At 50.2% G+C, this 25,054-nt stretch carries 22 protein-coding genes and 1 other annotated feature; of the genes, 13 read left to right on the forward strand and 9 right to left on the reverse strand.

The window, feature by feature from the left end; translation table 11 throughout:
• The coding region (locus EDI29_RS07640) for a hypothetical protein (RefSeq protein WP_137740427.1) at window positions 1-278 on the reverse strand (278 nt) is incomplete at its 3' end.
• A gap of 791 nt (window positions 279-1,069) precedes the next feature.
• Here EDI29_RS07640 and hisL point away from each other — a divergent pair.
• From hisL to hisIE, 9 genes are all read left to right on the forward strand, one after another.
• Window positions 1,070-1,117, forward strand: coding sequence for a his operon leader peptide (gene hisL / locus EDI29_RS07645; protein WP_106389040.1), 48 nt, complete (start codon window positions 1,070-1,072; stop codon window positions 1,115-1,117).
• Window positions 1,093-1,214 (forward strand) — a sequence feature (His leader region). Its footprint overlaps the gene before it by 25 nt.
• Before the next feature lie 49 nt (window positions 1,215-1,263).
• The gene (gene hisG, locus EDI29_RS07650; RefSeq protein WP_044204795.1) at window positions 1,264-2,163 is read left to right on the forward strand and encodes an ATP phosphoribosyltransferase; all 900 of its coding nucleotides are present in this window, start codon (window positions 1,264-1,266) and stop codon (window positions 2,161-2,163) included.
• 5 nt (window positions 2,164-2,168) lie between these two features.
• A complete protein-coding gene (gene hisD, locus EDI29_RS07655; RefSeq protein WP_137740428.1) occupies window positions 2,169-3,497 on the forward strand; it encodes a histidinol dehydrogenase in 1,329 nt (442 codons plus the stop codon).
• Window positions 3,494-4,567, forward strand: a complete 1,074-nt coding sequence (hisC, locus tag EDI29_RS07660; RefSeq protein WP_137740429.1) for a histidinol-phosphate transaminase — start codon at window positions 3,494-3,496, stop codon at window positions 4,565-4,567. The genes hisD and hisC overlap by 4 nt, the downstream gene beginning before the upstream one ends.
• A 15-nt stretch (window positions 4,568-4,582) precedes the next feature.
• Window positions 4,583-5,650, forward strand: coding sequence for a bifunctional histidinol-phosphatase/imidazoleglycerol-phosphate dehydratase HisB (hisB, locus tag EDI29_RS07665; RefSeq protein ID WP_039472685.1), 1,068 nt, complete (start codon window positions 4,583-4,585; stop codon window positions 5,648-5,650).
• Window positions 5,650-6,240, forward strand: a complete 591-nt coding sequence (gene hisH / locus EDI29_RS07670) for an imidazole glycerol phosphate synthase subunit HisH (RefSeq protein ID WP_137740430.1) — start codon at window positions 5,650-5,652, stop codon at window positions 6,238-6,240. Before hisB ends, hisH begins: the two co-directional genes overlap by 1 nt.
• 6 nt (window positions 6,241-6,246) lie before the next feature.
• A complete protein-coding gene (gene hisA, locus EDI29_RS07675) occupies window positions 6,247-6,984 on the forward strand; it encodes a 1-(5-phosphoribosyl)-5-[(5-phosphoribosylamino)methylideneamino]imidazole-4-carboxamide isomerase (RefSeq protein WP_010301046.1) in 738 nt (245 codons plus the stop codon).
• On the forward strand, window positions 6,966-7,742 hold the full coding sequence (hisF, locus tag EDI29_RS07680) for an imidazole glycerol phosphate synthase subunit HisF (RefSeq protein ID WP_137740431.1): 777 nt from the start codon (window positions 6,966-6,968) through the stop codon (window positions 7,740-7,742). The genes hisA and hisF overlap by 19 nt, the downstream gene beginning before the upstream one ends.
• Window positions 7,736-8,368: a bifunctional phosphoribosyl-AMP cyclohydrolase/phosphoribosyl-ATP diphosphatase HisIE gene (gene hisIE / locus EDI29_RS07685; RefSeq protein ID WP_137740432.1), complete on the forward strand. Its 633-nt coding sequence runs from the start codon at window positions 7,736-7,738 to the stop codon at window positions 8,366-8,368. Before hisF ends, hisIE begins: the two co-directional genes overlap by 7 nt.
• Window positions 8,369-8,480: 112 nt before the next feature.
• On the opposite strand, the gene ihfB is transcribed toward hisIE, so the two are convergent.
• From ihfB to serC, 5 genes are all read right to left on the reverse strand, one after another.
• A complete protein-coding gene (gene ihfB, locus EDI29_RS07690) occupies window positions 8,481-8,765 on the reverse strand; it encodes an integration host factor subunit beta (RefSeq protein ID WP_005967571.1) in 285 nt (94 codons plus the stop codon).
• 91 nt (window positions 8,766-8,856) lie between these two features.
• The gene (gene rpsA / locus EDI29_RS07695) at window positions 8,857-10,530 is read right to left on the reverse strand and encodes a 30S ribosomal protein S1 (protein WP_107169815.1); all 1,674 of its coding nucleotides are present in this window, start codon (window positions 10,528-10,530) and stop codon (window positions 8,857-8,859) included.
• A 116-nt stretch (window positions 10,531-10,646) separates the two neighbouring features.
• Complete coding sequence (gene cmk / locus EDI29_RS07700; protein WP_137740433.1) at window positions 10,647-11,324, reverse strand: (d)CMP kinase; 678 nt, start codon at window positions 11,322-11,324, stop codon at window positions 10,647-10,649.
• A gap of 209 nt (window positions 11,325-11,533) precedes the next feature.
• Entirely contained in the window at window positions 11,534-12,823 is a 1,290-nt protein-coding gene (aroA, locus tag EDI29_RS07705) for a 3-phosphoshikimate 1-carboxyvinyltransferase (RefSeq protein WP_137740434.1), read from the reverse strand.
• 82 nt (window positions 12,824-12,905) lie between these two features.
• Window positions 12,906-13,991 (reverse strand): 3-phosphoserine/phosphohydroxythreonine transaminase, encoded by a 1,086-nt coding sequence (gene serC, locus EDI29_RS07710; RefSeq protein ID WP_137740435.1) that lies wholly within the window; start codon window positions 13,989-13,991, stop codon window positions 12,906-12,908.
• Between the two features lie 329 nt (window positions 13,992-14,320).
• On the opposite strand from serC, the gene ycaO reads away from it, so the two are divergent.
• The 4 genes from ycaO to pflA all read left to right on the forward strand — a co-directional run bounded on the left by ycaO (window position 14,321) and on the right by pflA (window position 20,730).
• Complete coding sequence (ycaO, locus tag EDI29_RS07715; protein WP_137740436.1) at window positions 14,321-16,084, forward strand: 30S ribosomal protein S12 methylthiotransferase accessory factor YcaO; 1,764 nt, start codon at window positions 14,321-14,323, stop codon at window positions 16,082-16,084.
• Window positions 16,085-16,520: 436 nt separating this feature from the next.
• Entirely contained in the window at window positions 16,521-17,381 is an 861-nt protein-coding gene (gene focA, locus EDI29_RS07720; RefSeq protein ID WP_107169749.1) for a formate transporter FocA, read from the forward strand.
• 57 nt (window positions 17,382-17,438) lie between these two features.
• Window positions 17,439-19,721, forward strand: coding sequence for a formate C-acetyltransferase (gene pflB, locus EDI29_RS07725; RefSeq protein WP_129704461.1), 2,283 nt, complete (start codon window positions 17,439-17,441; stop codon window positions 19,719-19,721).
• Window positions 19,722-19,989: 268 nt separating this feature from the next.
• On the forward strand, window positions 19,990-20,730 hold the full coding sequence (gene pflA, locus EDI29_RS07730) for a pyruvate formate lyase 1-activating protein (RefSeq protein WP_005967552.1): 741 nt from the start codon (window positions 19,990-19,992) through the stop codon (window positions 20,728-20,730).
• 83 nt (window positions 20,731-20,813) lie between these two features.
• Here pflA and EDI29_RS07735 read toward each other — a convergent pair whose 3' ends face one another.
• The 3 genes from EDI29_RS07735 to EDI29_RS07745 are packed head-to-tail and all read right to left on the reverse strand — an operon-like array spanning window position 20,814 to window position 24,860.
• The gene (locus tag EDI29_RS07735; RefSeq protein ID WP_137740437.1) at window positions 20,814-22,382 is read right to left on the reverse strand and encodes a hydantoinase/oxoprolinase N-terminal domain-containing protein; all 1,569 of its coding nucleotides are present in this window, start codon (window positions 22,380-22,382) and stop codon (window positions 20,814-20,816) included.
• 10 nt (window positions 22,383-22,392) lie between these two features.
• On the reverse strand, window positions 22,393-23,502 hold the full coding sequence (locus tag EDI29_RS07740; protein WP_137740438.1) for a DUF917 domain-containing protein: 1,110 nt from the start codon (window positions 23,500-23,502) through the stop codon (window positions 22,393-22,395).
• 26 nt (window positions 23,503-23,528) lie between these two features.
• Entirely contained in the window at window positions 23,529-24,860 is a 1,332-nt protein-coding gene (locus EDI29_RS07745; RefSeq protein WP_137740439.1) for a cytosine permease, read from the reverse strand.
• Window positions 24,861-25,054 lie beyond the last annotated feature (194 nt).

Below are 25,054 nucleotides of genomic sequence, written 5' to 3' on the forward strand. Positions count from 1 at the left end.
GCCTCCGCGTTTCCCTTACCATTTGCGACAATTTCCCAGATTTCTTTAATTCCTTTTTTATTCATGCCATCAATACTTTCAGCCGTATTAGTTTGAATGCTTGTGAGTAGATTTTTATATATCGATTCATCCGATAGTGACACTTTTACGCCAATACCACCTTGATTGGAAGAAATAACCTGACTTAGATTAAAGGAACGACTAACATTTGCATTAAAGTATTGACTCCCTGCACGTTGCAGCATCGTAAATAAACTTATATTGCCGATACCATTCATGTAACACTCCATTATTTCGTGTTAAGACGTAAAACAGACATAGGCATCATCTCTCTCGCCGAAGGTAATTTTCTGGCTAGTCAGATTCATTTTCTGCGAATTTTCTCTTTCTTTTTCACGGCACGAGCCCCATAATTGGCATCGTCTTAAGGGCTGACGCTTCGCGTTGTTGAAAATAAATACATTCCGTCATGAACCTCAATTTATTTTAAGGATATTATTTCACCGCTGAGTTTGGGTTAGCGATAAAAGGCACGTAGCAACATTGGGATTCGATTACCTATAAAATCTAAAACATACTACGACCAGCCAAATAGAAATCAACTATTTTCCGATAAGAAAAATAAAATGATATATAGAGAAACATAAATCCTTAATTATTTTATAATGATTACCAGTCATCGTTAATCGATATTTAATTAAGTCACACAAGAAATCATATAAAATAATATTTATTAGCATGAATATATTTTCAATATTTCAGAGCCAGCGACATACCTAGCCATCCCAATCCCACAATCGATACTTTTTTCACCTGCCGTTCTGCTCTGCAAGGAGCCAGTGATTAACACCGACAGAGTAAACGGCTTTCATGCCCGTCGTCACGGAATCGGTCCGATTTCAACAGGCTTTTCTACCTATCAAGAGCCGATCTCCAGCGTGATTATGCTGGTGTATCGCCCAACCAAAACGAACTTCCTATATCTGCTAAAAAAATGTTGCACAACAGCCCGCACATGGTTTAGGTTATTCGACAGACAAATCGATATTCATTTACAAAGAGACATCTTATGACACGCGTTCTGTTTAACCACCATCATCACCATCATCCTGATTAGTCTTTCGGGCAGTTGGTGCTGGAAGACGTTAAGATCTTCCAGTGGCGCAGAACACAAAGAGAGCCCTCGGAAGATCATCTTCCGAGGGTTTTTTTATGCCCGCTCTATTTTCAGAAATTTAAATTTGACAGGTTAATGAGGTTTCCATGCTGGATAAAACACGTTTACGGATAGCAATGCAGAAGTCAGGCCGCCTGAGCGACGATTCACGTGAGCTGCTGGCACGCTGCGGTATCAAAATCAACTTACAGCAACAGCGTCTGATCGCGTTCGCAGAAAATATGCCGATTGATATCCTGCGCGTGCGTGATGACGATATCCCTGGTCTGGTCATGGATGGCGTAGTCGATCTGGGCATCATCGGCGAAAACGTGCTGGAAGAAGAACTGTTAAACCGTCGAGCACAGGGTGAAGATCCGCGTTACTTCACGCTGCGCCGTCTGGATTTCGGCGGCTGCCGCCTGTCGCTGGCGATGCCGCTGGATGAAGCCTATACCGGCCCTGAATGTCTGCAAAACAAACGTATCGCCACCTCTTATCCTCACCTGCTCAAACAATATCTCGACAGACAATCTGTCAATTTCAAATCCTGTCTGCTCAACGGTTCCGTCGAAGTCGCACCGCGTGCCGGTCTGGCAGATGCTATCTGCGATCTGGTCTCAACCGGTGCCACGCTGGAAGCCAATGGTCTGCGCGAAGTCGAAGTGATTTACCGCTCCAAAGCCTGCCTGATTCAGCGCGACGGCGAAATGCCAGCAGAGAAACAGCAGCTAATCGATAAGCTACTGACCCGTATGCAAGGCGTGATTCAGGCGCGTGAATCCAAATACATCATGCTGCACGCACCCAGCGAGCGCCTGGACGAAATCATTGCCCTGTTGCCGGGTGCCGAGCGCCCGACCATTCTGCCGCTGGCCGGCGATCAGCGTCGTGTTGCCATGCACATGGTCAGTAGCGAAACGCTGTTCTGGGAAACCATGGAAAAGCTGAAATCGTTAGGCGCCAGCTCTATTCTGGTCCTGCCTATTGAAAAAATGATGGAGTGATGACGATGGCTGACAACACCAAAAGCATCGGCAGTTTCAGCACGATCGTTGACTGGCAGCGCTGTTCAGCAGAAGAGCAGCGTCAGTTGCTGACACGTCCGGCCATTTCCGCCTCAGACCGCATTAGCGCCGTCGTGAGTGATATTCTGGCAAACGTAAAAAGCCGTGGTGATAGCGCGTTACGCGACTACAGCGCACAGTTCGATAAAGTCCAGGTGAATGCGATTCGCGTCACCGATGCCGAGATTACCGCAGCGTCCGCCCGTCTGGGTGATGAAGTAAAACAGGCGATGGCCATCGCCGTGCGTAATATCGAGACATTCCACAACGCGCAAAAACTGCCGATTGTCGATATCGAAACACAGCCGGGCGTACGTTGCCAGCAGCTCACTCGCCCTATCGCAACCGTCGGGCTGTATATTCCTGGGGGCTCTGCCCCGCTGCCGTCAACCGTGCTGATGCTGGGAACACCTTCACGCATCGCTGGCTGCGGTCGCGTGGTGCTGTGCTCACCGCCGCCGATTGCCGACGAAATTCTGTATGCCGCACAGCTGGGCGGCATCAAAGAAGTCTTTCAGCTTGGTGGCGCGCAAGCGATTGCTGCGATGGCATTTGGCACCGAAAGCGTGCCAAAAGTGGATAAAATCTTTGGCCCCGGCAACGCGTACGTCACGGAAGCCAAGCGTCAGGTAAGCCAGCAGCTTGACGGCGCAGCGATTGATATGCCCGCAGGCCCATCCGAAGTTCTGGTGATCGCCGACAGCGGCGCGACGCCGGCGTTTGTCGCCTCCGATCTGTTGTCGCAGGCAGAGCACGGCCCGGATTCGCAGGTCATCCTGCTCACGCCAGACGCGGCAATGGCCAAAGCCGTAGCCGATGCCGTTGAAGAGCAGCTCGCGCTACTGTCTCGTGCTGATATCGCGCGTCAGGCACTTGCCAGCAGCCGCGTCATCGTCGCGCGGGATTTAGCGCAGTGTATTGAAATCAGCAATCAGTATGGTCCAGAGCACCTGATCATCCAGACCCGTGACGCCGAGTCATTAGTCGACAGCATTACCAGCGCCGGTTCCGTATTTCTTGGCGACTGGTCGCCGGAATCCGCTGGCGACTACGCCTCCGGTACTAACCACGTTCTGCCGACCTATGGCTATACCTCGACCTATTCAAGTCTGGGATTGGCCGATTTCCAGAAGCGCATGACCGTACAGCAGCTCACGCCACAGGGGTTACTGCAACTGGCGCCGACCATAGAAATATTGGCACAGGCCGAACAGCTGACCGCCCACAAAAACGCCGTTACCCTGCGTGTTGCCGCACTGAAGGAGCAAGCATGAGCAGTATTGAAGAACTGGCACGCGCCAATGTCCGCGCATTGACACCCTATATGTCTGCCCGTCGTCTGGGCGGTAACGGCGATGTCTGGCTGAATGCCAATGAATATCCTGAAGCACCAGAGTTTCAGTTAACGCTGCAAACGCTGAACCGCTATCCAGAATGCCAGCCGGTCACGGTGATCGGCCGCTATGCCGAGTATGCGGGCGTAACGCCAGAACAGGTTCTGGTCAGCCGCGGCGCTGATGAAGGGATAGAACTGCTGATTCGCGCATTCTGCGAACCGGGGAAAGACGCGATTCTCTTCTGTCCACCCACTTACGGTATGTACGCTGTCAGCGCCGAGACGTTTGGCGTCGAACGCCGCACGGCGGCAAGCAAAGCAGACTGGCAGTTGGATCTTGAGGCGATTGAGGCACAGTTGGATGGCACCAAAGTCATTTACGTGTGCAGCCCAAATAACCCGACCGGCAACCTGATTGCACGGGAAGATTTGCGCCAATTGCTCACGTTGGCACAGGGAAAAGCACTGGTCGTTCTCGATGAAGCTTATATTGAATTCTGTCCGCAGGCGACCACCTCGGTCTGGCTGGACGAATTCCCACATTTGGTGATTCTGCGTACCTTGTCCAAAGCCTTCTCACTCGCTGGATTGCGCTGTGGCTTCACGCTGGCAAACCCAGAAGTGATTCAACTGCTGCTGAAGGTCATTGCCCCTTATCCGCTGTCCACCCCGGTGGCAGATATCGCCGCGCAGGCGCTGAGCCACGAAGGGATCGCCAAAATGAAGGCGAATGTTGCAGAGGTTACCGCCAATCGCAGCTGGTTGAGCGATACCCTGAAAAATATTCCCTGCATTGAAGAGGTTTTCCCCAGCGAGAGTAATTACTTGCTGGTGCGCTTTACCGCTTCCCCAGCTGTATTTAAAACGCTGTGGGATCAAGGCATTATTCTGCGTGACCAAAATAAACAACCCAGCCTCGCAGGCTGTTTGCGCATTACTATCGGCAACCGCTACGAATGTGAACGCGTTGTTGCTGCATTACAATCATTGCCAGGCATCAACGCTTAATTTTAAGGAGCTCACGTGGGCCAGAAATACCTCTTTATCGACCGTGACGGAACATTGATTGCTGAACCGCCTGAAGATTTTCAGGTTGACCGTCTGGATAAACTGGCGCTGGAACCAGATGTCATTCCCTCGCTGCTGGCGCTGCAAAAAGCGGGTTATACGCTGGTGATGATTACGAATCAGGATGGATTGGGAACCGAGAGTTTTCCGCAGGAAACCTTCGATCCACCGCACAACCTGATGATGCAGATTCTGACATCGCAAGGCATCCGTTTTGAGCAAGTGCTGATCTGCCCGCATTTACCTGCGGATAACTGCACCTGTCGCAAACCCAAGACCGAGCTGGTGACTGCCTATTTGAACAACGGCCTGATGGATGTGGCGAATAGCTACGTCATCGGTGACCGCCAGACCGATATTCAACTGGCGCAGAACATGGGCATAACCGGGCTGCTCTATCAGCGTGGCGGGCTAAACTGGCAAGCGATTACCAACCAGTTGACCAAGCGTGACCGCCATGCGCACGTCAACCGCGTCACGCGTGAAACCGCGATTGATGTGAACGTCTGGCTGGATCAGGAAGGTGGCAGCAAAATCAACACCGGCGTCGGCTTCTTCGATCACATGTTGGATCAAATCGCCACCCACGGCGGATTCCGCATGAACATTGAAGTGAAAGGCGATCTATACATCGACGATCACCACACGGTAGAAGATACCGGTCTGGCGCTGGGCGAAGCCCTGAATAAAGCGCTGGGCGACAAACGCGGTATTGGCCGTTTTGGTTTTGTTCTGCCGATGGATGAGTGTCTGGCACGCTGTGCGCTGGATATTTCCGGGCGTCCACACCTGGAATACAAAGCGGAATTCAGCTACCAGCGCGTTGGCGACCTGAGTACAGAAATGGTCGAACACTTCTTCCGTTCACTGTCTTATTCCATGGCCTGTACGCTGCACCTGAAAACTAAAGGGCGTAACGATCATCACCGTGTGGAAAGCCTGTTTAAAGTCTTCGGGCGCACGCTGCGTCAGGCCATCCGCGTCGAGGGTGACACGCTGCCGAGCTCGAAAGGAGTGCTCTGATGAAGGTCGTCATTCTTGATACTGGCTGCGCTAACCTCTCTTCGGTGACCTACGCCGTGCAGCGGTTGGGGTATACGCCCGTTGTAAGCCGCGAGGCCGAGATTGTTCTGCAAGCGGACAAGCTATTTCTGCCGGGCGTCGGCACCGCACAGGCCGCGATGAATCAGTTGGAAGAACGTGACCTGATTGCGCTGATCAAAGCCTGCACCCAACCTGTTCTCGGTATTTGCCTTGGTATGCAGTTACTGGGCACAAACAGCGACGAAAATGGCGGCATTTCCACGCTCGGCATTGTTGATTCACCGGTGAAAAAGATGGTTGATCACGGTTTACCGCTGCCGCACATGGGCTGGAATCAGGTGACTCCGAAAGCCGGACATCGTTTGTTCCGCGATATCGATGACGGTGCCTATTTCTATTTCGTTCACAGCTATGCCATGCCGGTCTGCGAAAACACGATTGCCCAAGCCAACTACGGCGAAGCCTTCACCGCCGCGCTGGAAAAAGATAACTTCTTTGGCGTGCAGTTCCACCCTGAGCGTTCGGGTGCGGCGGGCGCGCAACTGCTGAAAAACTTTCTGGAGATGTAGAGCGTCATGATTATTCCCGCATTAGATCTGATTGATGGACAGGTTGTCCGTCTACATCAGGGTGATTATGGACAACAGCGCCAGTACGGCAGCGATCCGCTCCCCCGCTTGCAGGATTACCAGCAGCAAGGTGCAGGCGTGCTGCATTTGGTGGATTTGACCGGTGCAAAAGATCCCTCGGCCCGCCAGATTCCTCTATTAACCACGCTGTTGGCTGGCGTTACCGTCCCCGTTCAGATTGGCGGCGGCATCCGCACCGAGCAGGACGTGGAAGCGTTATTAAAAGCCGGAGCCAGCCGTGTCGTCATCGGTTCCACCGCCGTTAAACAGCCGGAACTCGTCCAACAATGGTTCACCCGCTACGGCGCAGAAGCGCTGGTGCTGGCGCTGGACGTGCGTATCGACGCCAACGGCACGAAGTTCGTCGCCATCAGCGGCTGGCAGGAAAATTCAAACGCCACGCTTGAACAGGTTGTCGAACAATATCTGCCGTTTGGTCTGAAACATGTGCTATGCACTGACATTTCCCGTGACGGTACGCTGAGCGGCTCCAACGTCGAACTCTATCGTGAAATCAGCCAGCGCTACCCGCAGATTGCCTTTCAGGCATCCGGCGGCATCGGTAATCTGACTGATATTGCCAATTTGCGCGGCAGTGGTGTGCAGGGCGTGATCGTGGGTCGTGCGCTGTTAGAAGGTAAATTTAATGTCGCGGAGGCTATTTCATGCTGGCAAAACGGATAATCCCCTGTCTGGACGTGCGTAACGGTCAGGTCGTCAAAGGCGTTCAATTCCGCAACCACGAAATCATCGGTGACATCGTGCCGCTAGCGCAGCGCTACGCGCAAGAAGGCGCTGATGAACTGGTGTTTTATGATATCACCGCCTCTTCCGATGGCCGTGTAGTCGATAAAAGCTGGGTATCCCGCGTTGCGGAAGTGATTGATATTCCCTTCTGCGTAGCGGGCGGCATTAAAAGCGTGGAAGAAGCAGGTCAGATCCTCTCTTTCGGCGCGGATAAAATCTCCATCAACTCACCGGCGCTGGCCGACCCTGAGCTGATTACCCGACTGGCTGACCGCTATGGCGTGCAGTGCATCGTCGTTGGGATTGATACCTGGCACGATGTTGCGACGGGCCGCTACCATGTGAACCAATATACGGGCGATGAAACGCGTACCAAGGTCACCACCTGGGAAACGCTGGACTGGGTACAAGAAGTGCAAAAGCGCGGTGCGGGTGAGATTGTCCTGAACATGATGAATCAGGACGGCGTACGTAACGGCTATGATTTACACCAGTTAAATCTGGTGCGAGATGTCTGCAACGTCCCGCTCATTGCTTCCGGCGGCGCAGGCACCATGGAACATTTTCTGGATGCGTTCCAGTCCGCCCGTGTGGATGGCGCGCTGGCAGCATCGGTGTTTCACAAGCAAATTATTAATATTGGCGAACTGAAACAATATCTTAAGCAACAAGGTGTGGAGATTCGAGTGTGTTAAGCAAAGAGTGCTTTCTAAACGACGAACAACGGAACCAGCTCGATTGGGAAAAAACGGACGGTATGCTACCGGTTGTCGTGCAACATGCAGTATCCGGTGAAGTATTGATGCTGGGCTACATGAATCAGGACGCGTTGCAAGCTACCGAAGAGAGCGGCAAGGTCACGTTTTTCTCGCGCACCAAACAACGGTTGTGGACCAAGGGCGAATCTTCCGGCCATTTCCTGAATGTCGTCTCTATCACGCCGGACTGCGATAACGACACCCTGCTGATTCTGGTCAATCCTATCGGGCCAACCTGTCATCTGGGCACCAGCAGCTGCTTCTCGCCTGCTGCCAGCGACTGGACGTTCCTCTACCAATTAGAGCAACTGTTAGCCGCGCGCAAACATGCTGACCCGGATAGCTCTTACACCGCACGCCTGTACGCCAGCGGCACCAAGCGCATTGCGCAGAAAGTCGGTGAAGAAGGATTGGAAGCGGCATTAGCCGCCACGGTGCATGACCGCGAAGAACTGACCAACGAAGCTGCGGATTTAATGTACCACCTGCTGGTGCTGTTGCAGGATCAGGATTTAGATCTAGCGACTATCATCAATCGTCTGAAAGATCGTCATAATAAGTAAACCAGTTCCCCCGCGTTATCGGCTATCGATAGCGCGGAAAAAAATAATAGCGATAAATGTAAAAAAGCACCCAAATGGGTGCTTCTACAAGGCTGGTATCTAGGACTAATAATTAGCCATAAATATTAGCGCGGTCGCGGAGTTCCTTGCCCGGCTTAAAGTGAGGGACGTACTTACCTTCCAGCTCAACTTTATCACCTGTTTTCGGATTACGACCTACACGCGGTGCACGGTAGTGAAGTGAAAAACTGCCAAACCCACGGATTTCAATACGGTCACCTTCGGCTAACGTAGAGGCCATTTGTTCAAGCATTTCTTTCACTGCATCCTCAACCACTTTGGCCGGGATATGAGATTGCTGTCCAGCAAGCCTTTCAATAAGTTCAGACTTGGTCATAGCGCCTCCAAATGCGTGGCTATCAATAGCCAGGATAACTGACTACCGTTACAAGAATGAGCAACTTACGTTGCTCATTCTACCGTTGTGATTACTCGCCTTTAGCTGCTTTGAACGCTTCTGCCATCGCGCTGGAGAAATTGTTTTCTTCCGGCTTGTTGTTAACAGTTGCGATTGCATCTTTCTCATCAGCTTCGTCTTTCGCACGGACAGACAGGCTAACAACGCGGTTCTTACGATCAACACCGGTATATTTCGCTTCAACGCTGTCGCCAACGTTCAGTACCAGCGTTGCGTCTTCAACGCGATCGCGAGAGGCTTCAGAAGCACGCAGGTAGCCTTCTACGCCATCCGCTAATTCAACTGTAGCACCTTTGGCGTCAACTGCTGTAACTTTACCAGTAACAATAGCACCTTTCTTGTTAACAGACAGGTAGTTATTGAACGGGTCTTCAGCCAGTTGTTTCACGCCCAGAGAGATACGCTCGCGCTCTGCGTCAACTTGCAGAACAACAGCGGCGATTTCATCACCTTTCTTGTATTCGCGAACGGCTTCTTCGCCAACCACGTTCCAGGAGATGTCGGACAGGTGCACCAGACCGTCGATGCCGCCGTCCAGACCGATGAAGATACCGAAGTCAGTAATAGACTTGATTTTACCTTCAACGCGGTCGCCCTTGTTGTGGGTTTCTGCGAACAGCTGCCATGGGTTGGATTTACACTGTTTCAGGCCCAGAGAGATACGACGACGTTCTTCATCGATATCCAGAACCATAACTTCCACTACATCACCAACGTTAACAACTTTGGATGGGTGGATGTTTTTGTTGGTCCAATCCATTTCGGAAACGTGTACCAGACCTTCAACGCCTTCTTCGATTTCAACGAAGCAACCGTAATCAGTCAGGTTGGTTACGCGACCAGTCAGACGCGTGCTTTCTGGGTAACGCTTAGCGATAGCGACCCATGGATCTTCGCCCAGCTGTTTCAGACCCAGAGACACACGGGTACGCTCGCGGTCGAATTTCAGCACTTTAACAGTGATTTCGTCGCCCACATTGACGATTTCGCTTGGGTGTTTAACACGTTTCCAAGCCATATCAGTGATATGCAGCAGGCCATCAACGCCGCCCAGATCAACGAATGCACCGTAGTCAGTAAGGTTCTTAACGATACCTTTAACTTCCATGCCTTCCTGCAGGTTTTCCAGCAGTTGATCGCGCTCAGCGCTGTTTTCAGATTCGATAACTGCACGGCGAGAAACAACAACGTTGTTGCGTTTCTGATCCAGCTTGATAACTTTGAACTCAAGCTCTTTGCCTTCCAGATGCAGCGTATCGCGAACCGGACGAACGTCTACCAGAGAACCTGGCAGGAACGCACGAATGCCGTTCAGCTCAACAGTGAAACCGCCTTTAACTTTACCGTTGATAATACCAGTAACCGTTGCAGCTTCTTCGTAAGCTTTTTCCAGCGTCAGCCATGCTTCATGACGTTTAGCTTTTTCGCGAGAAAGCAGCGTTTCACCGAAGCCATCTTCGATAGCGTCCAGAGCAACGTCAACTTCATCACCAACCTGAATTTCCAGTTCGCCCTGTGCGTTCTTGAATTGCTCTACCGGAATGGCAGATTCAGATTTCAGACCGGCGTCAACCAGTACGACATCTTTGTCAATAGCAACAACAACACCGCGTACGATGGAACCAGGACGGGTTTCGATTTCTTTCAGGGATTCTTCAAAGAGTTGAGCAAAAGATTCAGTCATGTTTGATAATCTTAAGGGTTTCAATTTAACGTCCATCTGGCATCCTGCTCGATGGGGTTGTTTAACATGCCCCGCTGTGCATCCTTACAGCGAGGTAAAAATTCAGTTTTCTGTGATTACGCTAAAATTTCGCGGGCATAAGCCAACGCGCGCGTTATCACTTCATCGATCGTCATTTCCGTTGAATCCAGCACCAATGCATCGGCAGCAGGCACTAACGGCGCAACAGGGCGGCTACGATCGCGCTCGTCCCGTTCCTTTATCTCAGATAAAAGACGTTCAAAGTTAACATTAAAGCCCTTCCCCTGCAACTGTAGCATGCGGCGTTGTGCACGTTCTTCCGCGCTGGCATCCAGGAAAATCTTCACAGGTGCGTCAGGAAAGACCACGGTTCCCATATCACGACCATCGGCAATCAGCCCCGGTGCCTCACGGAAAGCACGCTGCCGACGTAATAATGCTTCACGAACACGAGGAAAAGCCGCCGCCTGAGAAGCCGTATTACCTACCGCTTCGGTACGAATTTCGTGGCTAACATCTTCGCCTTCAAGGATAACTTTCAGTTGCCCGTCTTCTGCAATAAAACGCACATCAAGATGAGAAGCAAGTGGAACCAGCGCGTCTTCCGAGCTGATATCTACATGGTGGTGTAACGCTGCCAGAGCCAAAACACGATAGATAGCTCCCGAGTCCAGCAGGTTCCATTGTAAAGCTTCAGCCAATGCCTTACACAAAGTACCTTTGCCTGCGCCGCTCGGTCCGTCAACCGTAACTACCGGTGCCATCACCGTCATTTCTCTCTCCTTTAATACTGGGAAGTTCCGCTTATGCCGTTTTAAGGCGTCACGGAGCCTTATTATACGCATCAATGCAGAGAAAGGTTACCCTAATGCCGGGATGGCGGGAAAAATAAGACATTCTCTGAACGTAGTACGCAAGTTCGAAAGAAAAAACAGCGCGTAGAATGGGAGAACAGGCACGGAAACCGTGCCTTAGAAAGGAATTAAGCCAGCTCGCTGAGACGCGCCAGTTGCTCGAAGTAGTCAGGGAACGTTTTAGCCGTACATTTCGGATCGAGAATGGTGACTGGCGTATCCGACAGCGCGACCAGCGAGAAACACATCGCCATACGATGATCGTTGTAGGTACCGATCTCTGCCGCTTTCAGTTTCACGGGTGGCGTAATGCGAATATAGTCGTTACCCTCTTCAACTTCCGCCCCCACTTTACGTAATTCAATCGCCATGGCCGCCAGACGGTCAGTTTCTTTCACGCGCCAGTTATAAATGTTACGCAGCGTGGTCGTACCGCCTTGGGCAAAAAGTGCCGCCGTCGCGATAGTCATTGCCGCATCAGGAATGTGGTTCATATCCATATCGATCGCGCGCAGCTCGCCGCGCTCGCATTCGATATAATCTTCCCCCCAGCGCACGGTCGCGCCCATCTTTTCCAAGACATCAGCAAAGCGAATATCCCCTTGTACACTATTACGGCCTACGCCAGTCACGCGTACAACACCGCCTTTGATCGCCGCAGCGGCCAGGAAGTAAGAAGCCGACGACGCATCGCCTTCAACCAGATAATCACCCGGCGAGCGGTACTGCTGGCGACCTGAGACAAAGAAGCGCTGGTAATTCTCGTTACGCACCGCAATACCAAACGCTTTCATCATATGCAGCGTGATATCGATATACGGTTTAGAAACCAGATCGCCCTGAATGCTGATTTGCGTATCCTGCTCGGCCAGAGGCGCAGTCATCAACAGTGCAGTCAAGAACTGGCTGGATACGCTACCATCTACGCTGATTTCACCGCCCTGAAAACCACCGTGCAGACGAAGCGGTGGGTAGTTCTCCTGCTCCAGATAATCAATTTTTGCCCCCCCCTGACGTAGTGCATCGACCAGATGCCCGATCGGACGCTCTTTCATTCGCGGTTCGCCGGTGAGCACAATATCGCCAACCGTCAGACACAGAGCCGCCGCCAGCGGGCGCATCGCGGTGCCCGCATTCCCTAAAAACAGTTCCAGCGGTTGCGTTGCCGTAAACGCGCCCCCCAGACCAATAATCTCACAAACGGTTCGGTCAGATGACAGATGATATTCCACGCCCAGCGCCGTTAACGCAGTAAGCATGTGGCGAACATCGTCACTGTCTAACAGATTAGTGAGCCGGGTTTTGCCTTCAGACAAGGCGGCCAATAACAACGCACGATTAGAGACGCTTTTTGATCCTGGAAGGTTAAGGGTACCGTTAATCAGCTTGATGGGTTTTAGGGTCAGGGATTCCTGCATGTAAAGCCTATTCTTTCAACGTGGACATAAAAACCCCGGCAAGCCCGGGGTTTATCAAAATGTATAGCGAGGTCGGTATGAATCAACCGTGGCGACGCGCGAAGTCAGCCATAAATTCCGTCAGCGCTTTCACGCCTTCCAACGGCATAGCGTTGTAGATAGAGGCGCGCATACCGCCTACAACACGATGGCCTTTCAATGCGTGCAAGCCCGCAGCAACCGACTCTTCCAGAAAGACTTTATCCAGCGCGGAATCCGCCAGCAGGAATGGCACGTTCATACGAGAGCGATTCGCCACCGCGACGTCATTACGATAGAAATCGCTACCGTCAATCGCGCTATACAGCAGGTCGGCTTTCTCCTGGTTGCGTTTTTCCATTTCAACCAGACCGCCATGCTCTTTCAGCCATTTGAAGACCATGCCGGACAAATACCAGGCAAAGGTCGGCGGCGTGTTAAACATGGAGTCATTGTCTGCCAGAATCTGGTAATCCAGAATCGATGGCAGCTCGCGGCGCGCTTTACCCAGCAAATCTTCACGCACGATAACCAACGTCAGACCCGCAGGGCCGATATTTTTCTGCGCGCCAGCGTAGATTACACCGTAACGGCTGACATCAATGCGGCGGGACAGGATGCTGGAAGAATAGTCGGCGACCACTATTTTATCGCCAAAGTCCGGCTCTTCTTCGATCGCAATACCGTCAATGGTTTCATTCGGGCAGTAATGTACAAACGCCGCGTCATCAGACAATTGCCATTCACGCATCGGCTTAATACCGCGCAAATCGCCTACGCGCGTTTTCACGTCAATCACGTTAGGCGTGCAGTATTTTTCTGCCTCATTGATTGCGCTGTGCGCCCAATATCCGCCGTCGATGTAGTCCGCCGTTGAACGCTCACCCAGGAGATTTAACGGCACTGCCGCAAACTGCGCACGCGCACCGCCGTGGCAAAAGAGCACTTTGTAGTTGGAGGGGATTTTCAGCAAGTCACGCAGATCTTGTTCGGATTCAGCAGCAACCTGCATAAACTCTTTACTACGGTGGCTGATTTCCATGACCGATGTACCCAGGCCATTCCAATTACATAATTCCTGTTCAGCACGACGCAGTACTTCAACCGGCAGCATTGCTGGACCGGCGCTAAAATTAAAAATCTGAGTCATTTCCCCTCACCACACCTGAAAAATAGCGACTGTTTTTATCACCGTTGTTACAAATGTCATTTTTATAAACCTGCCGATTATAAAAACATCGCTGTTACACGATTGTAGTTATAACGGAACGGCCGCCATAACCACACTACTTTTACCCTACTATCGGTTTTATCACTCGTCCATCGCGGCTGCAACGCTTATTGCGCTTTCATTATGCAAAACGGCACGTTACTCAGTCTGTACTTTTTCACTGTTGCCGATCTGTTATGAATAAATAGAGTCCAGACAGAAAAATCCGTATCATGCCGCTTCCGCTAATCTCGACAAGAGTGAACACCATGACTCAAACGTTTATCCCAGGCAAAGACGCCGCCCTGGAAGATTCCATCGCCCGTTTTCAACAGCAACTCCAGGACCTGGGGTTTAACATCGAAGAAGCGTCATGGCTGAACCCGGTGCCAAACGTCTGGTCTGTCCATATCCGAGACCGCGATTGCCCACTTTGCTTTACTAACGGCAAAGGTGCCAGTAAGAAAGCGGCCCTGGCTTCTGCGTTAGGTGAATATTTCGAACGTCTGTCCACCAACTATTTCTTTGCTGACTTCTACCTCGGCAAAACGATCGCTAACGGTGATTTCGTTCACTATCCGAATGAAAAATGGTTCCCGATTCCAGAAGACGATGCCCTGCCGGAAGGGATTTTGGATGCTCGCCTGCACCAGTTTTACGATCCTGAACAGGAATTGAGCGCCAGCGATCTAATCGATCTGCAATCCGGTAATGCCGACAGAGGCATTTGCGCGCTGCCGTTTACCCGCCAGTCCGATCAGCAAACCGTCTATATTCCGATGAACATCATCGGTAACCTGTACGTCTCTAATGGGATGTCCGCGGGTAACACTGCCAACGAAGCCCGCGTTCAAGGGTTATCAGAAGTGTTTGAACGCAGTATCAAAAATCGCATCATTGCAGAATCCATCAGCCTGCCGGAAATTCCGCAAGAGGTGCTAAATCGCTACCCAGGCGTGGTCGAAGCGATTGCGACACTGGAAAAAGAAGGCTTCCCTATTTTCTCTTACGATGCCTCACTGGGCGGGAAATATCCGGTCATCTGCGTGGTGCTGTTTAATCCGGCTAACGGTACCTGCTTTGCCTCCTTCGGCGCACACCCTGATTTCGGCGTGGCGCTGGAGCGTACCGTTACCGAACTGCTGCAAGGCCGCGGTCTGAAAGATCTGGATGTGTTTACTCCTCCGACGTTTGATGATGAAGAAGTGGCCGAGCACGCGAATCTGGAAACCCACTTTATCGATTCCAGCGGCCTAATCTCCTGGGATATGTTCAAGAAAGAAGCAGATTATGAATTTGCCGACTGGAGCTTTAAAGGCTCGACGGAAGAAGAATTCGCTACATTGATGGCTATCTTCAAGCAGGAAGATAAAGAGGTCTACATTGCTGACTATGAGCATCTGGCCGTTTATGCCTGCCGCATCATCGTACCGGGAATGTCAGACATCTACCCTGCCGACGATCTGCTGTTGGCCAATAACAGCATGGGCGCTCACCTGCGCGACACGCTGCTGGCACTACCTGATAGCAAGTGGGAACAAGAAGACTATCTGGCGCTGTTGCAACAGTTGGATGACGAAGGGCTGGACGACTTCACCCGCGTACGCGAGCTGCTTGGTATTGCCACTGGCAAAGATAACGGCTGGTTCACTCTGCGCGTTGGCGAGTTGAAAGCTATGTTGGCACTGGCTGGCGGTGACCTGGATCAGGCACTGATCTGGACAGAATGGACGCAGGATTTCAACAACTCCGTCTTCAGCGCACAGCGCAGCAATTACTATCGTTGCCTGCAAACCTTGCTGCTGCTGGCACTCGAGCCTGAGCGCGATCCTGCTGAATACTACGATGCCTTTACTAAAATGTACGGTCGGGAGACGGTTGATGTCGCCAGTGCCGCCATTGCTGGCGAAGCATGCTTCTACGGCCTGTTTGCCGTAGACGATACCTTTACCTCTTTACCTGCGCATCAGTCGTTGCTGGCTGCCTATGAAAAGCTGCAACAGGCTAAACGTCGTTATTGGTCGTCAAAATAATGCCTACGCGATGCAGCCATCTTACAATCTTATATTGATGGCGGCGCTCTGTTGTAAATAACCCCAATAGCCCTTTATTTTAAAGGGCTATTTTATTGTCCTCTGGACAATAATTTATTATTCGTGATGCATAATCAGAATATTGTTATTGAATGGTGAATTTTTAATTAAATTACCTCGACAAGGTGGTACTGAAATTCTACAAAACATGATTTTTATTAACGCTAAATCGGTAGGTTTAACGTCTGTCATTCAACTCTTTTTGTAAAAATTAAAATATTTTTTTATCATAAAATTCAATAAATTAACCATAAAATCACGGTATCTCACCCTCCCCGTCGACCTGTTAATTTCTTGCAATATGATCCACGTCAAATTTTACCGTATACTGCTTTGTTAGTATCTCAACGCTGATAATTTTTAAGAGAGAGTTAGTGTGAAAGCTGACAACCCCTTCACTCTATTACTACCGGCCGCCATGGCAAAAGTTGCTGAAGACGCCGGAGTCTATAAAGCTACAAAACAACCGTGTACGACGTTTTATTTAGCGATCACTGCGGGTGTGTTTATTTCGATCGCCTTCGTCTTTTATATTACGGCTACCACAGGAACCGCGACGATTCCTTTCGGCATCGCGAAATTGATCGGTGGTATCTGTTTCTCCCTTGGCCTCATGTTGGTTGTCGTCTGCGGTGCAGACTTGTTTACCTCAACCGTTCTTATCGTGATTGCCAAAGCCAGTGGACGTATTACCTGGAAGCAACTAGCCTGTAACTGGGCAAATGTCTATGTCGGCAACCTGATTGGCGCACTTTTCTTCGTTGGGCTTATCTGGTTCTCGGGAGAGCACATGGTCGCAAACGGTGCGTGGGGTCTCAACGTCCTGCAAACGGCAGAACACAAACTTGAACACACGTTCGTTGAAGCGCTGTGTCTGGGTATTCTGGCCAACCTGCTGGTCTGTCTGGCGGTGTGGATGAGTTATTCCGGCCGTACGCTTACTGATAAAATGTTTGCCATGATTCTGCCTGTCGCCATGTTCGTTTCCAGCGGTTTTGAGCATAGCATCGCCAACATGTTCATGATTCCTATGGGCATCGTTATCAAAAATTTTGCGGCCCCGGAATTCTGGAATGCCATTGGCATGGCGCCGTCTCAGTTTGAACATTTAACCGTTAGCCACTTCATTACCGATAACCTGATTCCCGTCACCCTGGGGAACATCATCGGCGGCGGCGTAATGGTCGGTTTGACATATTGGGTAATTTATTTGCGCGGTGGAGACAAGCACCACTAAGGTGCAATCGGCCGCAACGTCGGGTTTTAAGAAATCCATATCAAAGGTAGGTGTAAAATGACCGAGCTGAATGAAAAATTGGCCAATGCATGGCAAGGCTTTAGCAAAGGTGAATGGCAGGATAACGTCAACGTTCGTGACTTTATCCAGAAAAACTACACGCCGTATGAAGGTGATGAGTCTTTCCTGGCTGGCGCAACCAAAGCGACCTCAGCGCTGTGGGACAGCGTCATGGAAGGCATCAAACAGGAAAACCGTACTCACGCCCCTGTTGATTTTGATACCAATGTTGCTGCAACTATCACGTCTCACGACGCGGGATACATCAACAAAGGTCTGGAAAAGATCGTTGGTCTGCAGACTGATGCGCCGTTGAAACGTGCGTTGATTCCGTTCGGCGGCATCAAAATGGTTGAAGGTTCATGTAAAGTTTACGGCCGTGAACTGGACCCTCAACTGAAAAAAATCTTTACTGAATATCGTAAAACGCACAACCAAGGCGTGTTCGATGTTTACACCCCAGATATCCTGCGTTGTCGTAAGTCTGGCGTTCTGACTGGTCTGCCAGATGCTTATGGCCGTGGCCGTATCATCGGTGACTATCGTCGCGTTGCGCTGTACGGCATCGATTATCTGATGAAAGACAAGTTTGCTCAGTTCACTTCTCTGCAATCCAAACTGGAAAACGGCGAAGATCTGGAAGCAACAATCCGTCTGCGTGAAGAAATTGCCGATCAGCATCATGCGCTGAGCCAAATTAAAGAAATGGCTGCTAAATATGGCTGTGACATTTCTGGCCCAGCCGCAACAGCTCAGGAAGCCGTTCAGTGGACTTACTTCGGTTACCTCGCTGCGGTGAAATCACAGAATGGTGCGGCAATGTCCTTCGGACGTGTATCCACCTTCCTGGATATCTATCTTGAGCGCGATCTGAAAGCAGGCAAAATCACGGAAGAAGAAGCTCAGGAAATGATTGACCACCTGGTCATGAAACTGCGTATGGTGCGTTTCCTGCGTACGCCTGAGTATGATGAGCTGTTCTCTGGTGACCCAATCTGGGCAACGGAATCTCTGGCTGGTATGGGTCTGGATGGTCGTACGCTGGTAAGTAAAACCAGCTTCCGCTTCCTGAACACCCTGTACACCATGGGGCCGTCTCCAGAGCCTAACATGACCATTCTGTGGTCTGAAAAACTGCCACAAAGCTTTAAAAACTATGCGGCTAAAGTCTCCATCGATACCTCTTCTCTGCAATACGAGAATGACGATCTGATGCGTCCTGACTTTAACAACGATGACTACGCGATTGCTTGTTGCGTAAGCCCGATGATCGTTGGCAAACAAATGCAGTTCTTCGGTGCTCGTGCAAACCTGGCGAAAACCATGCTGTACGCAATCAATGGCGGCGTGGACGAAAAACTGAAAATGCAGGTTGGTCCTAAATCAGAACCAATCAAAGGCGACGTTCTGAACTTTGACGAAGTGATGGATCGTATGGATCACTTCATGGATTGGCTGGCTAAGCAATATGTCACCGCGTTGAACGTCATCCACTACATGCATGACAAATACAGCTACGAAGCATCGCTGATGGCACTGCACGATCGTGACGTGTTCCGTACCATGGCGTGTGGTATCGCGGGTCTGTCTGTTGCTGCTGACTCCCTGTCTGCTATCAAATATGCCAAAGTTAAGCCGATTCGTGATGAAGATGGCCTGGCTATCGACTTTGATATCGAAGGCGAATATCCGCAATTCGGTAACAACGATGCTCGCGTAGATGAACTGGCTTGCGATCTGGTTGAACGTTTCATGAAGAAAATTCAGAAACTGAATACCTACCGTGGCGCAACCCCGACGCAGTCTGTTCTGACCATCACCTCTAACGTGGTATATGGCAAGAAAACAGGTAATACCCCAGACGGTCGCCGCGCAGGTGCACCATTCGGACCAGGTGCTAACCCAATGCACGGTCGTGACCAGAAAGGTGCTGTTGCGTCTCTGACTTCTGTTGCCAAGCTGCCGTTTGCTTACGCGAAAGATGGTATTTCTTATACCTTCTCCATCGTACCTAACGCGTTGGGTAAAGACGATAACGTGCGTAAAGCTAACCTTGCGGGTTTGATGGATGGTTATTTCCATCATGAAGCCAGCATCGAAGGTGGCCAGCACTTGAACGTCAACGTCATGAACCGTGAAATGCTGCTTGATGCGATGGAAAACCCGGAAAAATATCCGCAGTTGACTATCCGTGTATCTGGCTATGCAGTGCGTTTCAACTCACTGACGAAAGAACAGCAGCAAGACGTTATTACCCGTACTTTCACACAGTCAATCTAATTTCCATGGCTGTCTGAAAAGGCGTAAAATAAAGGCTCCACGTCAGTGGGGCCTTTTTCTTACCCTTGCTTGTCGTTCAAATTGTTAGCCTGTTTTGCCAGCCAGCTATGCGGCCCCACTCTGTGGATGGCTTGCAAAACAGATTCGACGCAGCATCTGTCACACGGTGTTCTTCTGTCAGAAACGTCTGCCAGAACGATGCCAACTTTCTCATGACTGCGCTCATAAAGACCGCTATTGTCCGGTCAAATTTGGAGAAAACCTCGCAATGTCAGTAATCGGTCGCATCCACTCCTTTGAATCCTGCGGCACCGTCGATGGCCCAGGCATCCGTTTCATCATCTTCTTCCAGGGCTGCCTGATGCGCTGTCTGTATTGCCATAACCGTGATACCTGGGATACACACGGCGGCAAAGAAGTGACAGTGGAAGAACTCATGAAAGAAGTCGTGACCTATCGCCACTTTATGAATGCATCTGGCGGCGGCGTAACAGCATCAGGCGGTGAGGCCATCCTGCAAGCCGAGTTTGTGCGCGACTGGTTCCGCGCCTGTAAGGCCGAAGGTATCAATACCTGTCTGGACACCAATGGGTTCGTACGCCGCTACGACCCTGTCATTGACGAGCTATTAGACGTCAGCGATTTGGTGATGCTCGATTTAAAGCAAATGAACGATGATATACATCAGAATTTAGTTGGCGTATCGAATCATCGTACTCTGGACTTCGCTCGTTATCTGGCAAAACGTAACCAGCGTACCTGGATACGTTATGTGGTAGTGCCCGGCTGGTCTGACGACGACGCGTCCGCACATAAACTGGGCGAGTTTACGAAGGATATGACAAACATCGAGAAAATTGAACTTCTGCCCTATCATGAGCTTGGCAAACACAAGTGGATCGCAATGGGCGAAGAGTACAAATTAGACGGTGTTAAACCGCCTAAGGCCGATACGATGGATCGCGTTAAATCAATTCTTGAAAGTTACGGTCACAAGGTAATCTACTAATCTCGGCCGCTTTCTGCAAAAATAGCGCGCTCACGGCGCGCTATTTTCATTTCATTAGAACAGCACTAAATCGTTATGCTGTGCTAAGCCAGATTACCTGCCGCTTTGATTTTCACCTGTACCGCATTCCCTGGCAGATAGGCCAAAGGAATTTCCTGATAGTCGATGATTTCAACGCTGCCCGACATCGCTCCCATCTCTTCAGCCAGACAAATAGTTTGCTGCAGCAATTCGTTTTTTACTTTTTCACGATCGTGATCCGGCATTTTAACCACACGCTCAATCTGCGCCCCGACCTTCCCTAACGCAACCCCCACCGCATTTGCCGCATCGAAGTTCAGCGGGCGCACAACCTGGCTGATGCCAGATAAAACCTCAGGTAATAAAATACTTCCGCCACCAACAAGCACCGCGGGGATAGCCGCACGTGACGATTTGATCCGATCGATAGCACTTTCCACTTTATCAATCATCTGACGATAAGCTTGCTGGCAAAATGTTTTATCTAACTCGGGCAGCGGATGAGAAAGAACTGATGCCCATCGCTCACGATGAAGTTGCAGCATAATATCGCTGAGCGTTAACGTTTCCCCGCCGAAACTGACGCCCTGTTCAAGAAGACGATAGCCAACGCTATCAGGCCCAAGGGTGAGCGTCCCATCCTGAGACTGCCGCACGCAGGTTCCGCCGCCAATACCGATAGAAATAATATCCGGCATCCTGAAATTCGTCCGCACATCTCCCACTTCAACGGCAATTGCCGATTCACGCGGGAAGCCATTCACCAACACGCCAATATCGGTTGTTGTGCCCCCGACATCAATAATCAATGCATTATCCAACCCCGAAAGGTGACACGCCCCGCGAATCGAGTTCGTTGGCCCGCATGCCATCGTTAAAATGGGGTATTGCTTCACCATACTTTCGGACATCAACGTGCCATCGTTTTGCCCAAAGAATGGCGTAGCGTTAATCCCGTGCCGGGTTAGCGCTTGCGTAAAGCCGTTAACAAAGCGGATAGCCGTGCTTTGCAACGATGCATTCAGGATTGTCGCATTTTCCCTTTCCAGTAATCCCGTGCTGCCAATCCGGTGGGATAACGACAGGGAAACATCAGGCAATGCTGCATTCACCCACTGGGCAACCTGCAATTCCTGCTCGCTATTTACTGGGGAAAATACGCCACAGATCGCCACGCTATCGACATGACCACGCATCTTGTCACAAACTGCCAGCACTTCATCCAACAGAATGGAATAGATCTCCCGCCCATCAAATTCATAGCCGCCGTGAAGCTGGTAAAAATGTTCGCCTAACGTCTTTTGCCACTCGTCATCCCAGCCAAACAGTGGTGGAACGCTATCGCTGCTTGGCAGGCTCAGGCGCAATAATCCGACGCGATCCAGTCCTTTTCGCTCGACAATCGCGTTAGTACATTGTGTTGTGCCTAACATTGCATAGCGAATATGCTGCGGCGCGATACCAGATTGCGCCAGTACTTCAGCAATCGCCCGTTCGATACCGCTGTAGATATCCATGCTAGTAGGGCATTTGGCCGTCGCAATACAGCGTAGGTCACCATCTAAAATTGCCGCATCCGTGTTGGTGCCGCCGACATCAATCCCGAGTCGGTAATCATGTTTATGTAACATCGGGAAAGCCTCAGCGATTTGCAAGCTGTTCTATCGGCACATACTGCACCGGATAACCGAAATATCCTGGACCCGCCACGTCAATCCCTTTTGGCGTTCGCCACTTGTCATTGCACGGATAGGCAATCACGTCGACCCGCTGCCCATACCGTAAATGTTCCGTAATAATCGGACGTCCGGTTTCACTATCTACTATGGAGATTAAATCAGGCACAACAGCCAGCAGATTATCCTGCGTAGGATTGGCCGTTTGTGATGAACGATACGCCAGTAATAACTCATTCTGAAAAAGCACCGTAAACGACTCGCCCTTATCGTTCCCCATGCCATCCAACACCACTTTCCCCCGCGCAAAACCACCTGTTGTGCGCCGTACTACATCAACAATTTTTCCTGATGCAACGATATAACCATTTAGCACCGTAAGCAGGGATTGTACTGGATGGCTACCCGACTGGTTTGCCTGACGCAGCGTTTTGCCGATATCTTGTGCCAGTGTAAGCGTCCCTTTAATCGCGCTACGCTTGAGTTCGCGTCCACGGAGCGGATAGTCACACATCGCACAGGCGGCTCCCATCTGTTCCGTAATGGCTCTGGCTAACCGTTCAGACCATACGCCATCAATTGGATTGAGGATAACCGAGTTACCTTTCTCATCAGCCAGCGTATTAGGTGCCGAAGATAAGCCGTCAAGGAAAAAGGTCACCATTTGGGCTGCCGGAAAGGCTCTTCCCATCGCATCACAATCGACGACGGGGATGCCTTTTGCAGCCGCAACCACTAACGGTATGAGTGAATTGATACCACCAACTTCGATAGAAAAAGTTCCAGCTGCAGACTCAGCCAGGTATTCCTCCATTGTTTCAAATGCCAAGAGAATTTGCCGTGGAGATATTATTTTTTCTACAGAGACAGTCGGCGCGCCCATCGCACTGCACGGAATAAAGAGCTCGCTATCCTTTACGTCATCCAGATTGCACACCGTTACTGGCTTCCCATGGCGCAAAGCATTTTTCGCAATTAGCGATCCCAAATAAGGATCGCCACCGCCGCCTGTACCAAGAATTGAAGCCCCCAGCGCGATATCATCTATGATTTCAAAATCAATATAGCGGACCATTACTTACCCAATAACCATCGAACAACCTAAGATTTAGAAAATGAATGGGAAGATTCTGCCAACTGCGGGAACAGTTTCCGCATAGCGATATACATCACCAGACTGATTATTATGCCATCCAATGTCGAAACGGATGTGATCGTGAACAAATCAAAGAAGTCTGTAGCTGTTAATAAGCTTACAAAGCTGCCGCATAGCCATGCGACAGACGCACAAATATTCAATAATGGTGGCTGTGATGCGTCCTGCTTGAGACGCGAAGAGTCAAAAAAGTAATATTCAGCAAGATAAACCCCCGCAATAGGGGAAATTAGGACACCTAGTAACGACAAAAACTGAGTAAAGTTATTAATCATGCCGTTATAAGCCAAAAACAAACCAACAATTGCCATCAACACAACGAGTATTGGCCGGGATATTGCTCTGACAACAACAGAGAGGCCTAATGAAGCTGAAATTAAATTCGAACTATTCGTCGTCCATTGAGCGAAAATTAAAACTACAATGGCCGACACACCAAGTCCGATGCTAAAAAATATTTCGACCAAATCGTCACTACCAACCATATGAGTCAATACGAGTGCAACAAGAATCGTTGAGCTGTTCCCCAGCAAAAATCCTAGGCCAGCCCCTAATATAGCGTCTTTACGCGTTCTGGCATAACGGGCGATATCGGGTGATACAATACTTGCCGCCACTATCCAAATAGACACAACGTAAGAAACCGCACTTCCTAAGCTTATTGGATTTTGAATAGCGACCTCAGCAGGCGAAGAATGGCCGCTGGCTGCGAGATATATCCCTGATATTATCAGTATGAGCATTAGCGGGACGCTTAATACACTTAATTTACCTAACGCCCTGACCCCCCAAATGGCCGTCCATGCCATTAATACCATGCCGAAAAGCAGGGTAAAAAAACGCCCAGGTTCAAATTGATAATGTAACAGGGCTTTTTGCAACATTACACCAAAGAAATCGAGTTGAAAGGCGAACCATCCCACCATAGAAACGGCGGAAAATACGCCAATTATTTTTCCACCTAATCTCCCAAAAACGGAAATACTTAGTAGCGTTGTTGATAGCCCGCAACCATAGCCGACGTTAGCACATAGTGCGGCGAGGATGCCTAGTAAGACGGAGCCAATGAGTGTAGCGTAGATAGCCTGAGAAAACGGCAGTCCACTACTTAGAAAAGACCCGAGAAACAAACCAGAAATATCGATCCCTAAAGCTAGCCATATTAAGGCAATAACATACCAACTTTTTCTCACCTCAACAGGGACAGGCTCGTATTCATAATCATAGATTTTTCGCTCCTGTTGTTGTTTTTTAGGTACAGCATTTCCTTGAGACATCACCCCTCCATCAAATAAGCAGCAAATAATTATTGTATCGTTGTGATATTTTATAGAGGTTGTTTGGCGACGTATAGAACAATGGTGTCGTCAGCAAGCTAACAACACCATTGTGCTTATGGGAGACCCTGATGTGACGCATAAAACCACGCTCTTTTGTGGCAACCACACCATCGATGTGGCGTGACAACAAG

The sequence above is a fragment of the Pectobacterium polonicum genome (genome assembly GCF_005497185.1).
GTDB classification, from domain to species: domain Bacteria; phylum Pseudomonadota; class Gammaproteobacteria; order Enterobacterales; family Enterobacteriaceae; genus Pectobacterium; species Pectobacterium polonicum.

What these genes read in the sequence shown, in the direction of transcription:
- hisG (WP_044204795.1), top strand. Translation starts at nt 1,264, where the DNA reads ATGCTGGATAAAACACGTTTACGGATAGCAATGCAGAAGTCAGGCCGC.
- hisD (WP_137740428.1), top strand. Translation starts at nt 2,169, where the DNA reads ATGGCTGACAACACCAAAAGCATCGGCAGTTTCAGCACGATCGTTGAC.
- hisC (WP_137740429.1), top strand. Translation starts at nt 3,494, where the DNA reads ATGAGCAGTATTGAAGAACTGGCACGCGCCAATGTCCGCGCATTGACA.
- hisH (WP_137740430.1), top strand. Translation starts at nt 5,650, where the DNA reads ATGAAGGTCGTCATTCTTGATACTGGCTGCGCTAACCTCTCTTCGGTG.
- hisA (WP_010301046.1), top strand. Translation starts at nt 6,247, where the DNA reads ATGATTATTCCCGCATTAGATCTGATTGATGGACAGGTTGTCCGTCTA.
- hisF (WP_137740431.1), top strand. Translation starts at nt 6,966, where the DNA reads ATGCTGGCAAAACGGATAATCCCCTGTCTGGACGTGCGTAACGGTCAG.
- ihfB (WP_005967571.1), bottom strand. Translation starts at nt 8,765, where the DNA reads ATGACCAAGTCTGAACTTATTGAAAGGCTTGCTGGACAGCAATCTCAT.
- rpsA (WP_107169815.1), bottom strand. Translation starts at nt 10,530, where the DNA reads ATGACTGAATCTTTTGCTCAACTCTTTGAAGAATCCCTGAAAGAAATC.
- cmk (WP_137740433.1), bottom strand. Translation starts at nt 11,324, where the DNA reads ATGACGGTGATGGCACCGGTAGTTACGGTTGACGGACCGAGCGGCGCA.
- aroA (WP_137740434.1), bottom strand. Translation starts at nt 12,823, where the DNA reads ATGCAGGAATCCCTGACCCTAAAACCCATCAAGCTGATTAACGGTACC.
- serC (WP_137740435.1), bottom strand. Translation starts at nt 13,991, where the DNA reads ATGACTCAGATTTTTAATTTTAGCGCCGGTCCAGCAATGCTGCCGGTT.
- ycaO (WP_137740436.1), top strand. Translation starts at nt 14,321, where the DNA reads ATGACTCAAACGTTTATCCCAGGCAAAGACGCCGCCCTGGAAGATTCC.
- pflB (WP_129704461.1), top strand. Translation starts at nt 17,439, where the DNA reads ATGACCGAGCTGAATGAAAAATTGGCCAATGCATGGCAAGGCTTTAGC.
- pflA (WP_005967552.1), top strand. Translation starts at nt 19,990, where the DNA reads ATGTCAGTAATCGGTCGCATCCACTCCTTTGAATCCTGCGGCACCGTC.
- EDI29_RS07735 (WP_137740437.1), bottom strand. Translation starts at nt 22,382, where the DNA reads ATGTTACATAAACATGATTACCGACTCGGGATTGATGTCGGCGGCACC.
- EDI29_RS07740 (WP_137740438.1), bottom strand. Translation starts at nt 23,502, where the DNA reads ATGGTCCGCTATATTGATTTTGAAATCATAGATGATATCGCGCTGGGG.
- EDI29_RS07745 (WP_137740439.1), bottom strand. Translation starts at nt 24,860, where the DNA reads ATGTCTCAAGGAAATGCTGTACCTAAAAAACAACAACAGGAGCGAAAA.